General features: G+C 73.9%; 8 protein-coding genes. All 8 read right to left on the bottom strand.

Annotated features, from left to right (window positions below):
- Nucleotides 1–11 precede the first annotated feature (11 nt).
- A complete protein-coding gene (locus OH807_RS06015) occupies nucleotides 12–851 on the bottom strand; it encodes an ABC transporter permease (protein WP_406194810.1) in 840 nt (279 codons plus the stop codon).
- Entirely contained in the window at nucleotides 848–1,795 is a 948-nt protein-coding gene (locus OH807_RS06010; protein WP_406194808.1) for an ATP-binding cassette domain-containing protein, read from the bottom strand. Before OH807_RS06010 ends, OH807_RS06015 begins: the two co-directional genes overlap by 4 nt.
- Nucleotides 1,796–1,975: 180 nt before the next feature.
- On the bottom strand, nucleotides 1,976–7,216 hold the full coding sequence (locus OH807_RS06005) for a beta-ketoacyl synthase N-terminal-like domain-containing protein (protein ID WP_406194806.1): 5,241 nt from the start codon (nucleotides 7,214–7,216) through the stop codon (nucleotides 1,976–1,978).
- A gap of 66 nt (nucleotides 7,217–7,282) precedes the next feature.
- A complete protein-coding gene (gene pabB, locus OH807_RS06000; RefSeq protein WP_406194803.1) occupies nucleotides 7,283–9,412 on the bottom strand; it encodes an aminodeoxychorismate synthase component I in 2,130 nt (709 codons plus the stop codon).
- Between the two features lie 61 nt (nucleotides 9,413–9,473).
- Nucleotides 9,474–10,229 (bottom strand): thioesterase II family protein, encoded by a 756-nt coding sequence (locus OH807_RS05995; protein WP_406194801.1) that lies wholly within the window; start codon nucleotides 10,227–10,229, stop codon nucleotides 9,474–9,476.
- Nucleotides 10,230–10,262: 33 nt separating this feature from the next.
- The gene (locus tag OH807_RS05990) at nucleotides 10,263–10,457 is read right to left on the bottom strand and encodes a ferredoxin (RefSeq protein WP_406194798.1); all 195 of its coding nucleotides are present in this window, start codon (nucleotides 10,455–10,457) and stop codon (nucleotides 10,263–10,265) included.
- A gap of 25 nt (nucleotides 10,458–10,482) precedes the next feature.
- The gene (locus tag OH807_RS05985; protein WP_406194795.1) at nucleotides 10,483–11,661 is read right to left on the bottom strand and encodes a cytochrome P450; all 1,179 of its coding nucleotides are present in this window, start codon (nucleotides 11,659–11,661) and stop codon (nucleotides 10,483–10,485) included.
- Nucleotides 11,658–12,719 (bottom strand): DegT/DnrJ/EryC1/StrS family aminotransferase, encoded by a 1,062-nt coding sequence (locus OH807_RS05980; RefSeq protein ID WP_406194792.1) that lies wholly within the window; start codon nucleotides 12,717–12,719, stop codon nucleotides 11,658–11,660. Before OH807_RS05980 ends, OH807_RS05985 begins: the two co-directional genes overlap by 4 nt.
- Nucleotides 12,720–12,757: the final 38 nt, after the last annotated feature.

The raw sequence follows: 12,757 nt of genomic DNA, 5'->3' as shown, positions 1-12,757 counted from the left end.
CGTCCGTCGCCCTACAGCGGACGGCGGAAGCCGAGTACCGCGAAGGCGGCGCCGACCGCCGCGATGGCACCGCTGAACAGCAGGGCGGGCAGGATGGCGTCGGCACCCGGGATGCCGAGGGCGAGGGCGCGGGTGGCGTCGATGGCGTAGGTCAGGGGGTTGACCCGGGCGACCGCGCCGAGCCAGGCCGGCAGGTCGGCGACCGGGATGTAGGCGCTGGAGGCGAACATCATGGGCAGGACGGCGATGACGGCGAGGTTCTGCATCGGCTCGGCGCGTCGCAGCCAGGCGCCCGCGGCGATGAACGCCCACCCGAGGGCCCAGCTGATGAAGAGGGTCAGCCCGACCGAGGCGGCGATCTCGGCCACTCCGCCGTGCGGCGAGTACCCCAGCAGCGTGACGGCCAGAATCAGGATGACGACCGCCTGGACCGCGCTGCGGACCAGGTTCGCCAGGCTGCGGGCGACCAGCAGCGAGCTCGGGTGGATCGGCAGTGAGCGGAGCCGGGCCACGATCCCGTTCTTCATGTCGTCCACCAGCCCGACCCCGGACTGCACCGCGGACTGCACCGCGTTGTCGACCAGGACGGCCGACAGGACGAAGTCGAGGTAGCTGACCCCCTCGGGGAAGTGCGGCGGGGCGCCCATCTTGCTGAAGACCTGGGTGAGTACGAAGAGGATGATCACCGGTTGCAGCAGCCCGAACAGCACCACGCCGGGATCGGTCACCAGGGCCCGCAGCGACCGCCCGGTGAGCACCCGGATCTGCAGGAGCATCGAACTGCCGTCCCAGCGCGCGGGCGGCGCGGCCACCGCGGTGGTCCGCGCCGCCGTGCTCGTACCGGTACTCATGCGCATGGTCCTCCTGATGACGGGGCGGGCTGTGCCGCCAGGGTGAGGTAGACGTCGTCGAGGCTCGGCTCCGCGAAGGCGAGTCCGGCCGCCTCGATGCCCACCTGGTCGAGCGCCCTGACCACGCGGGCCATCTCCCGCGACGCGTCGACGGGGACGACGATCCACGGGTCGGCGGGGCCGGCCACCGGCTCCAGACCGTGCCGTCGCAGTGCCGTGACGGCGAGCTGCGGGTCGTCCGCGCCGTCGAGGGTGACGGTGATGGTGAGCCGGCCGACCTTGGCCTTCAGCTCGGCCGCGGTGCCGCTGGCGATCACCGCGCCGGAGGCCAGGACCACGATCGAGTCCGCGAGCCGGTCGGCCTCCTCCAGGTACTGCGTGGTCAGCACCACCGTGGTTCCCTCGGCGACGAGGCCCTCCACGATCTCCCAGAGCCCGAGCCGGCTCGACGGGTCCAGACCGGTGGTCGGCTCGTCGAGGAAGACGACCTCGGGCCGGCCGACCAGGCTGGCGGCGAGGTCGAGGCGCCTGCGCAGTCCTCCGGAGTAGGTGCCGGCCCTGCGGGTGGCCACCTCCCGCAGGGCGAACAGCTCCAGCAGTTCGTCGGCCCGGGCGACGGCGGCCCGGCGGTCGGCGCCCAGCAGCCGCGCGAGCAGGACGAGGTTGTCCCGCCCGCCGAGCCGGCCGTCGACCGACGCGAACTGTCCGGTGAGGCCGATGCGCCGGCGGATCTCGCGGGGCTGCCGCACGACGTCGAAGCCGGCCACCGAGGCGCGGCCCGAGGTGGGCGGGAGGGAGGCGGTGAGGATGTTGACGAGGGTGGTCTTGCCCGCGCCGTTGTGCCCGAGCAGGGCGAGGACGGTCCCGCGACGCGCCGAGACGGTCACGGAGTCGAGCGCCCGGACGCTGCCGAACACCTTGCTCAGGTCGTGAGCCTCGATCATGACCTCCCCGGGGGCTCGGGGGAGGGGAGGTGGGGTGGGCCCGGTCATCGGTGGTCTCCCGCGGTCGGACGGTGGATGGGGGAATCAGGGGTGGAGCGAGGAAAGCCGACCGGCGATCGGTCGCCGGTCGGCTGCTGGGTCCGTCGTTCGGGCAGGCCGCGGGCGACTGCCGGGGCGGGCCTACCCGCCGGCGCCGTCCAGGAGCCGGAAGAGTTCCTCGTCGGTGGCCGTACGGACGTCGGGCCGGCCGTTTCCGCCGGTCGGCGCCGGCCCCCAGCGTCCGGCCAGCTCCCTGAGCCGCGCGGCGGTGTCCGCGTCGAGGCCGGCGCCGGACCGGAGCAGGTGCTCCAACTCGTCCGTGAGGGCGGTCGCCGAGCGCGGGGTCGCCGCGGTGGAGCGGGTGAGTTCCGCGCGGACGAGCCGTGCGATCGCGCCGGGCGTGGGGTGGTCGAACACCAGGGTGGCCGGCAGACGGGCACCGGTGGCCGCGATGATCCGGTTACGCAGCTCGATCGCGTTCACCGAGTTGATGCCGAGCTCCGAGAAGGGCTGCGCGCCGGGGGAGTCACCCGGCGTCTCGCCGCCGAGCACGGCCGCGGTCTCGGTGAGGACCAGCCGCAGCAGCAGTTCCTCCTGCTCGGCCTCGCAGAGTCCGGCCAGCAGGTCGGCCGGCAGGTCGGCCGGCGCGGGCGCCGGGGAGGCGGCGGGCAGCACGCGGACCGGGGGACCGTCGCCGGCCATCGCCCTGGGCGGTGCCTCGATCCAGTACCGCCGACGTTGGAACGGATAGCCGGGCAGCGGCACCGTCCGGGCGCCGGGGAGCACGGCGGCCCAGTCCACCGGCGCCCCGTCGAGGTGGAGCCGGGCGACGGCGGCGAGCACGGCCTGCTCCTCGTCGTGGCCGCCGCCCGGCCCGGCGGCCACGACGCTCGCTCCCGCAGGGTCGGCACCGGAGGCGGCGAGGCATTCGTCGATCATCGGTGTGAGCGCGGCCGTGGGGCCCAGCTCCAGGAAGCGGTCGGTCCGCTCGCCGCGCAGGAGCTCGACGGCGTCCAGGAACCGGACCGGCTCGCGGACCTGCCGGACCCAGTACTCCGGGTCCCGGGCCTCCTGCTCGGTCAGCAGCCGGCCGGTGAGGCCGGAGACCAGCGGGATGGCCGGCGCGGCCGGGGTGAGGCCGGCGATCGCCTCCCGGAAGTCCGCCAGCATGGGTGCCATCAGCGGGGAGTGGAATGCGTGGCTGACGGCGAGCCGCTTGGTCCGGTGTCCGGCATCGGAGAGGCGGGCGGCCAGGTCGGCCAGCGGGCCTTCGGCGCCCGACAGGACGACGGAGCGCGGCCCGTTCACCGCCGCGACCGCCACCGGGCCGGCGAGGCCGCCCAGCCAGGGTGCGAGCTCCCGCTCCGGGAGCCGGACGGCGAGCATCGCGCCGCCGGCCGGCAGGGCCTCCATCAGCCGGGCGCGGGCGGCCACCAGCGCGCAGGCGTCCCGCAGCGGGAGGACACCGGCCACGTGGGCGGCCGTGATCTCGCCGATCGAGTGGCCGACCACCCGGTCCGGGGCGACCCCCCAGGACTCGAAGAGGCGGTGGAGCGCCGTTTCGTGGGCGAAGAGCGCCGGCTGCGCGTAGCCCGTCCGGTCGATCGGCGCGGGCCCGTCCGCCGCACCCTCGGCATGCTCGCCGTCGGCCCACATCACCGGGAGCAGCGGCCGGTCGAGCAGCGGGTCGAGGTGCGCGCAGACCTCGCGCAGCGCGGCGTCGAACACCGGGAACGCCTGCGCGAGCCGCCGGCCCATACCGGGCCGCTGGCTGCCCTGCCCGGCGAAGGCGAAGGCCAGCCCGCCGTAGGGGCGGCGCCCCGGTACGAGGCCGGCGGACGAGCCGCCGTCGCCGAGCGTCGCGGCGGCCGACCGCAGGCGCTCCGGGTCGGCCCCGACCAGGAGGGCGCGATGGTCCCCGTGCAGCGCGCGGGTGGTGGCCAGCGCGTACGCGATGTCGCGGGCGGACTGCTCGGGGTGGGCCGTGACGTGCTCGGCGAGCTGCCGTGCGCGGGCGCGCAGTGCGGGCCCGCTGCGGGCCGAGAGCATCCAGGGCACGGCCGGGCCGGCCGGGGGAGTGTCGGCCCCGGCCGCCTCCGGGGGGGCCTCCTCCAGGATCAGATGGGCGTTGGTGCCGCTGATCCCGAACGAGGAGACGCCCGCCCGCCGCGTCCGGCCGGGCTCCCGCGGCCACGGCTCGGGTTCCGTCAGCAGCCTGACCGTCCCGGCGGACCAGTCCACGTGCGTGGAGGGTTCGTCCACGTGCAGGGTCCTGGGCAGCACCTCGTGCCGCAGGGCCTGCACCATCTTGATCACCCCGGCCACGCCGGCGGCGGCCTGGGCGTGCCCGATGTTCGACTTGACCGATCCCAGCCGGAGCGGCCGGTCCTCGGTGCGCGCCCGGCCGTAGGCCGTGATCAGGGCCTGGGCCTCGATCGGGTCGCCCAGGGTGGTGCCGGTGCCGTGCGCCTCGACCGCGTCGACGTCGGCCGCGGTCAGCCCGGCGTCCGCCAGCGCCCGGCGGATGACGCGCTGCTGAGCGGGCCCGTTCGGTGCGGTGAGGCCGTTCGAGGCACCGTCCTGGTTCACCGCGGATCCCCGGACCACCGCCAGCACCCGGTGCCCGTTGCGCAGGGCGTCGCCGAGCCGTTCCAGGACGAGCAGGCCCACCCCCTCCGACCAGCCCGCGCCGTCGGCGGCCGCTGCGAACGACTTGCACCGGCCGTCGGGGGAGAGGGCCCGCAGCCGGGAGAACTCCACGAAGGAGGCCGGGGTCGCCATCACGGTGACGCCGCCGGCCAGTGCGAGCGTGGACTCGCCGCTGCGCAGAGAGCGGCAGGCCAGGTGGAGGGCGACCAGCGAGGACGAGCAGGCCGTGTCGACGGTCAGCGCCGGACCCTCCAGCCCGAGGGTGAAGGAGATCCGGCCGGCCAGTGCGCTCGCGGCCGTGCCGATGCCGAGCAGCCCCTCGAGCTCCCCGGCCCCGCCGTTCGCCAGGTGCGCCGCGTAGTCGTGGTACATCGCACCGGCGAACACCCCGGTCCGGCTCCCGCGCAGCGTCGTCGCGTCGATCCGGGCCTGCTCCAGGGCCTCCCAGGCGGTCTCCAGCAGCAGCCGCTGCTGCGGATCGGTCGCCAGGGCCTCCCGCTGCGAGAGCCCGAAGAACTCGGCGTCGAAGTGGCCCGCGTCGTGCAGGAACCCGCCCGCCCGGGCGTACGAGGTGCCCGGGTGGTCCGGGTCGGCGTCGAAAAGTCCGGCGAGGTCCCAGCCGCGGTCGTCGGGGAAGCCGGAGACCGCGTCGGTGCCGTTCGCGACAAGGGTCCAGAGGTCCTCCGCGGAGGCCACCCGGCCGGGCAGCCGGCAGGCCATCCCGACGATGGCGATCGGCTCGTCGGGCGAGCCGGCGCCGGGCACCGGGAGTTCCGGCGCGCCGCTCGGGTCGGCCCGGCCGACCAGGACCCGGGCCACCGCCACCGGGTCGGGGAAGTCGAAGGCCAGGCTGACCGGGAGTGGCAGGCCGGTCGCCTCGGCCAGCAGGTTGCGCAGCCGGATGGCGCGGACCGAGTCCAGCCCGTGGCTGCGGAAGGTGGTTCCGGGCCCGATCGGGTCCTGCTCGGCGTCCGGGCCGAGCACCGTGGTGACGCAGCGTCGGACGAGGTCGAGAGCGTCCACGAGGCTGCCCGGTGCGGACGCCGACGGCGGGTCCGCTGCCCGCGCGGGGCCGTCGCCGGCGAGCAGCCCCTCCAGCGCCCGCCGGTGGATCTTGCCTGCGGGGGTGCGGGGCAGCTCGGGGACGGTCACCAGCTCCAGCGGGATCTTGTAGTCGGCGACCCCGCGTTCCCGGAGGAACTCCGTCACCTCGCCGAGACCGGTCCGGCCGGCCGCGAGATCGGTGACGACCAGACAGGGGTACTCTCCGAGCCGGGGATCGGGCCTGGCGACCACCGCCAGCGGACCGATCTGCGGGAGTTCGGCCAGCAGGTCCTGGATCTCGGTGGCGTTGAACTTCCGGCCGCCGACGTTGATCAGCTCGGCCGCCCGCCCGTGGAACCGGACCAGGCCCTCCTCGTCGATGCTCGCCAGGTCGCCGGTTCGCAGCCAGCCGTCCGTGGTGACCGCGGCCCGGGTCAGCTCCGGATCCCGGAAGTAGCCCCGGAACATGCCGCGGCTGTGGTAGCGCAGCTCGCCGACCTCGCCCGGCGGGCACGGTTCGCCGTCCTCGCGGACGACGGTCACCCGTGCGCCGGCGGTCGGCCGTCCGACGCTGCGGGCGGCCACCTCGGCGGGATCGTCCGCGCGGGTGCAGGTGCCGGTGCCGAGTTCGGACATCCCCCAGACCACCACCAGGCTGGTGTCCAGCGCGGCCCGCACGTGGGAGACCAGTGCCCCGGCGACGGCCGCTCCGGCGGTGCGCACCTCGCGCGGGCGGAAGCCGGCCGGCTCGCCGGTCCGCGCGAGGCGGGCGACCACGTCGTGCAGCTGCGCCGGCACCGCGAAGACGACGCCGGGCTCGGTCCTCCGGGCCAGCTCCAGGAAGGTGTCCGGGTCCCAGCCGCGGAGCAGGACCTGTCGGCAGGCGGTGAACAGCGCGGTGTGCAGCGACTGCAGACCGAACAGATGGGTGAGCGGGCACGCGGTGATGACCGCGCCGGTGAACGCCGCCGCGCCCGCGGCGGCCACCGAGGCGGTGTTCGAGAGCAGACCGTCGTGGCTGTGCAGGCAGAGCTTGGGCCGCGCCGAGGTCGTGCCGGAGGACGGGATCAGGACGAACGGGAGGTCCGGGCGCACGTCCACCGGATGCGGGCTGCTTCCCAGCCAGTCGGCCAGCAGCCGGTCCACCGGGAGCACCCGGGGATCCGGCCCTTCGGCGGGCGCCCCGGCGACCAGCACGGCGCGCAGCGAGGGCACCTCGGCAAGCAGCGCCTGCGTGGCCGCCGACGGGCCACAGCCGCCCGGGCCGGGGGTCTCGGGCGCCAGCACGAGCAGTGCCGGGTCCACCCGGTCCAGCAGCGCGCGCACGTCGGCGCTGCCGCTGCCCCGGTGCACCGGCATCATCACCGCACCGACGGCAGCGACGGCCAGGTGCAGGGTCGCGTACTCCCAGCAGTTGGGCAGCTGGACGGCGACCACGTCACCGACGCCGATGCCGAGCTCCTGGAGGCCGCGGGCGAGCGCATCGACCTCGGCGCTCCACTGGCGCCAGGTCCGTGACCGGTCCCCGTCCGTGAGCGCCACCGCGTCCGGGTCGGTGCGTACGGCGGCGGCGAACACCGCCGGCAGCGTGAGACCGCGCAGGGCCCGGTCGGGCGGATCCGACGGGCCGGGCCGCCGCCCGTCGTCGGCCGGATCGAACGCGTAGTCATCGGTACGGACGGACACCATCACTCCCCGGAAGAGCCGGCCACTGCACTGCTGCTCCATGCTCGGCCGGGGAGCACCGGGAATGCCCTAGAGGTGTCCGGAGGGGACCGGCCGGCCCGGGATCTCGGCGTCGAGCAGCATCCGCAGCGGCTTCGCCTTCACCACGGTCTCCTCGAACTCCGCCTCGGGGTCCGAGAGGGCGATGATCGCGCCGCCGACGCCGTACCGAAGCCTCCCGCCGCTCAGCACCACGGTGCGGATGACGATGCTCAGATCGGCGGCCCCGGTCAGCGAGAAGTACCCGATGGCGCCGGAGTAGAGGCCGCGCGGCCCGCCTTCGAGCCGGTCGATGATCTGCATGGTGCGGATCTTCGGGGCGCCGGTCATCGAACCGCCGGGGAACGCGGAGCGCACCGCCGCCACCGCCGTGGTGTCCGGGCGCAGCCTCGCCCGCACGGTACTGACCAGCTGGTGCACCGTGGCGTAGGTCTCCACCTGGAAGACCGGGTCGGCCACCACCGTGCCGACCTCGGCGCAGCGCCCGAGGTCGTGCCGGACGAGGTCGACGATCATCAGGTTCTCAGCCCGGTCCTTCTCACTGGCCGCCAGGTCGGCCGCCAGCAGCGCGTCCTCGGCCGGCGTGGCCCCCCTCGGCCTTGTGCCCTTGATGGGCTTGGACTCCATGACCCCCCGCCGGTCGACCCGCAGGAAGCGCTCCGGCGAGGTGCTCAGTACCGACAGACCGGGGAAGTCGAGGAAGGCGCCGAACGGGGCGGGGCTGGCGCGGCGCAGGAACCGGTAGGCCTGCCACGGGTCGAGGTCCGTCTCCGCCTCGATCATGTTGGTGAGGCACACCTCGTAGGTCTCGCCGGCCCTGATCTCCTCCTGGCACGTCTCGATGAGGTCGAGATAGGCCTCGTGGTCGTGCCGGAGCCGCAGGTCGGTGCCCGGGTGCCGGGCCGGCGGTTCGACCGGAGAGGGCGGCTGTGCGGCGCAGGCGGCCAGCTGTGCCGCCGCGGTGCGCAGCCAGGCCCGGGCCGCCTGCTCCTGGCCGTCCTCGGCGAGCGCCAGCAGGTGGGTCGTCCCCGCGTGGTGATCGAGGACGACCGCCCGGTCCGTGAAGACCATGGCCGCGTCCGGATCGGCGGAGTGGTGTGCCCAGTCGCCGTCGCACTCGGCCTTGAGCTCGTAGCCCAGGCAGCCGACCCAGCCCAGCGCGAAGTCGAACGGGAGCTCGGGCAGCTCGACCCGCACGGCCCGCAGGTCGCGGTCCAGCCAGTCGAGAAAGGGGCTGCGGACCACCCGGGTCGTCTCCGCCGTGATCTCGGTCACGGTGCCGGCGAACACGTCGGCGGTGACCACCCGGGCCAGCGGGCCGGAGGCGTCGCCCAGGACGGAGAGCCGCCCCAGGGCGTCGCCGGGCCGGCTGCTGTCCAGCCAGAACGGACTGCGGCCCGGGCGGAACAGGCGGTCGAAGACCACCTCGGCGTCCCACTCGGTGGTCAGGCGCTCGGCGAGCACCCGCAGTCGGCGGACCGGTGCGGCGGCGCGGGTGTCAGCGGTGCCGGTAGCAGTGCCGGTGGCGGGAGCCGCGGGCACCGGGGCGGCGACGGCGGCCGGCGAGGGCCGCCGGCGGCCGTGCAGCCGGGTCAGCCGCCGGAAGTTGTCCAGGAGCCGGTGGCCGTCCTCGGTGCCGATGGACTCGGGGTGGAACTGCACTCCCCAGAGCGGCAGTGCGCGGTGCCGCAGTGCCATCACCACGCCGTCGTCCTGGGCCCAGGCGACCGGTTCGAGGGCGGGGGCCAGGGCGGTGACGGCGAGCGAGTGGTAGCGGACCACCTCCAGGGGTTGCGGCAGCCCGTCGAAGAGGCCGGTGCCGTCGTGCCGGACGAGGGAGGAGCGGCCGTGCCGGGGCTCTGGGGCGCGTTCCACCCTGGCGCCGTGGGCGAGGGCCATGCCCTGGTGCCCGAGGCAGACCCCGAGGACGGGGAGCCGCCCCTCCTCGGCTATCCGCGCGCAGAGGCCGAAGTCGGCTGGGCGGTGCGGGGTGCCCGGTCCGGGGGACAGTACGACGTTGTCGAACCCGTCCAGCAGCTCCGGGCGCCAGGCCGGATCGTCGTTGCGGATCACCTCGGGCTCCCGCCCGTTGACCTCTGCGAGGTAGTGGAAGAGGTTGTAGGTGAAGGAGTCGTAGTTGTCGACGAGCAGTGTGCGCATCAGAGGGTCCTTGTCCGGTGCGTGCCTCGGACGGGAGGCTCGACGAGGCGGTGGCGGGGTGTCATGCCCGTTCGAGCGCGCGGGCGATCTCGTCGTTCACGGCCTCCTGTTGGCCGGTGAGGAAGAAGTGGCCGCCGGGGAGCACCCGGAGCCGGAACGGTCCGCTGGTGTGCGTCTGCCAGGCCTCGGCCTCGGCGAGGGAGGTCCGCGGGTCGGCGTCCCCGGTCAGCACGGTGATCGGGCAGCGGACCTGACGGTCCGGGGGGCAGCCGTAGGTCTCGATCGCGTGGTAGTCGCCGCGCAGCGCGGGCAGTGCCATGCGCAGGATCTCGTCGTCGCCCAGGAGCTGCGCCTGGGTGCCGTCGAGCAGCCGGATCTCGGCGAGGATCCCGTCGTCGCCGAGGCGGTGCACGGTCTCGGTGCGGGTGGTGGAGGGCCCTCGGCGACCGGAGGCGATGACGGCCGTGGGCTCGTGCGTCCCCTTCAGTTCGAGGCGCCAGGCCGTCTCGAAGGCCAGCACGGCGCCCATGCTGTGGCCGAAGAACACGGTGGGCCGCTCGTCCAGGGCGAGGAGTTCGTAGGTGATCCGGTCGGCCAGCGTGCCGATGTCCTCGACGCAGGGTTCGTGGCGCCGGTCCTGCCGCCCCGGGTACTGCAGTGCGATCACGTCGACGTCCGGGGAGAACCGGGTGGAGACCGGGCGGTAGAAGCCGGCGGATCCGCCGGCGTGCGGGAAGCAGACCAGCCGGACGGGGCTGTCCGCGGTCGGGTGGAAGCGCCGCAGCCACAGCGTCGTGGAGTTGTCCGTGCTGTTCACGGGAGGATCGTTCCTTTCGATCGGGTGACAGGGTCAGGCCTCGTGGACGGTGATCGCCCGGGACGGGCAGAGGCTGCCCGCCCGGCGGACGTCCGGCCACTCCCCGGCGGCAGGCCGCGGGGTGAGTACGGTGACCAGGCCGTCCTCGTCCTGGTCGAAGGCCTCGGGTGCGTTCAGCACGCACTGGCCGGCGCCGACGCAGCGGGTGGTGTCGACGGTGATCTGCATGAGGGGTTCTCCCAGTGGTCGGGGCCTACCAGCGGACCGGCAGCTCGTGCAGCCCGCAGAGCACGCCGTCGTACTTGAACGGCAGCTCCTCGATCGGTACGGCGAGCTCCAGGGTCGGGATGCGTTCGAAGAGCCGGCGGTAGGCGATCTCCAGCTCGACCCGGACGAGGTTCTGCCCCAGGCACTGGTGCACGCCGTAGCCGAAGGCGACGTGGTGGCGCTCGGCCCGGGCCGGGTCGAAGGCGTGCGGGCAGGCGAAGACCTCGGCGTCGTGGTTGGCCGCGCCGACCAGCGGCACGATGCCCTCGCCCGCCCTGATCAGCTGGCCGGCGATCTCCACGTCCTCGACGGCCACCCGCAGCGACACCAGGTCGGCCACCGAGTGGATGCGCAGGGTCTCCTCGACCGCGCGGTCGTCGCCCTTCCACTCCGGGTTTGCGAGTAGCGTCACCACCCCCAGGGCGATGTTGTTCGCGGTGGTCTCGTGGCCGGCGATCAGGAGCAGCAGCAGGACGCCCGACAGCTCCTGCGCCCGGATCGCCCCGGTGGCCAGCAGCCGGCTGATCAGGTCGTCGCCGGGCCACTTCTCCTTGATCGCGACGAGCCTGTTGATGTAGCGCAGCAGCTCCCGGGTGGCGGTGTCGCGCTGCTGGTCGGTCGAGGCGCGGATGGCGATCAGCGTCCGGGTGCGGGACTCGAAGAAGTCCCGGTCGACCGGCGGTACCCCGAGCAGGGTCGAGATCACCAGCGACGGCACGGGGAGCGCGAACTCGGCGACGAGGTCCGCCGCGTTCCCCCCGGCGAGCAGGGCGTCGATGCGCTCGTCGACGGTGCGTTCGATGGCGGGGCGCATGTCGCGCACCCGTCGGACGGTGAACTCGGGGATCAGCGCCTTGCGGAACCGGTCGTGCTCCGGCGAGTCCAGCCCCACGAACCAGCCGGGGATCTGCTCCTGCCGGGGTACGCCCATGGTGGCGCTGATGTTGGGGAAGCCCGGGTGGTCGGGGTTGGAGCTGATCCGGCGGTCGGTGAGCACCTCGCGCACGTCCTGGTGCCGGGTCACCAGCCAGCACTTGTTCCCGTTGGGCAGGTAGGACAGCACCAGCCCCTGCTGCTGCCGGTACTCCTCGTAGCGCGGCGGCGGGAACGGCTCGCCCGGCCGGCGCAGCGGGAAGCCGACCACGGGCGGCTCGGTGCCGGTCATGAGGTGCTTCCGTAGAAGGCGCGGATCTTCCCGGTGATGTGGTCCTGGTCGGCCGCGGTCAGTGCGGTGTAGGTCGGCAGGTAGAGCCCGTCCTCGGCGAACCGGTTGGCGTTGAGCGAGGGCCAGTGCGGGGCGAGGTAGCCCGGCTGGCGGCTCATCGGCTTGAAGAAGAGCCTGGTCTCGATGCCCTCGCCGGCCAGGAAGTCGCGCAGCTCGTCCCGGCGCTCGGCCCGGAGGTCGTACATCCACAGCACGTCGCGCGGCGGCATCAGGGCGATGCCCGGAATGTCCTTGAGCCCCTGGTCGTAGCGGTGCTCGATGTCCCGGCGCGTGGCGAGGATCTCCGGCAGGCGCTCCACCTGGGCCAGCGCGACCGCTGCCTGGAGTGCCGTCATCCGGAAGTTGTAGGCCGGCTTCTTGTGGAGGAAGCTGTGGTCGGTGGTGAAGGCCATCGCGCGCAGATGCGCGAGCTGTCCGGCCAGCCTGGCGTCGTCGGTGAGGCAGATTCCCCCCTCGCCGGCCGTAATGATCTTGTTGGCGAAGAGCGAGAAGCAGGCGATGTCACCCACCGGGCGGATGCCGTGGGCCTCGGCGGAGTCCTCGACGACCCTCAGGTTGTACTGGAAGGCGATGTCCATGATCGCGTCCATGTCGCACCGCCGGCCGTAGACGTGGACCGGCATGAGGGCCTTCGTCCGCGGCGTGATCCTCTCCTCGATGCGCGCCGGGTCGATGTTCAGGTCGTCGCCGCAGTCGACGAAGACGGGCGTCGCGCCGGTGTAGCTGACGGCCCAGGCGGAGGCGATCATCGTGAACTCGGGGACGATCACCTCGTCACCGGGGCCGATGCCGAGTGCGCGCAGCGCCAGCGTGAGTGCGGCCGTTCCGGAGGAACAGGCGACGCCGTACGCGATGGAGTTGTGGTCGGCGAACGCCTGCTCGAACCGCTGGACGTACGGGCCCTGGGAGGAGATCCATCCGTCGTTGATCGTGTTCGTGACATATTCGAGTTCCCGTCCGTCGAGACCGGGCTGGGAAACGGGGTACCTGAACGTCATTCGGTCCTCACTCGCTGGGTCCTGTGTCACTCTTCGGG

The organism is Kitasatospora sp. NBC_01560 (genome assembly GCF_045208415.1).
GTDB lineage: Bacteria > Actinomycetota > Actinomycetes > Streptomycetales > Streptomycetaceae > Kitasatospora.
Note: the sequence above shows the minus strand (reverse complement) of the source record. Positions and strands in the feature narration are given on the sequence as shown.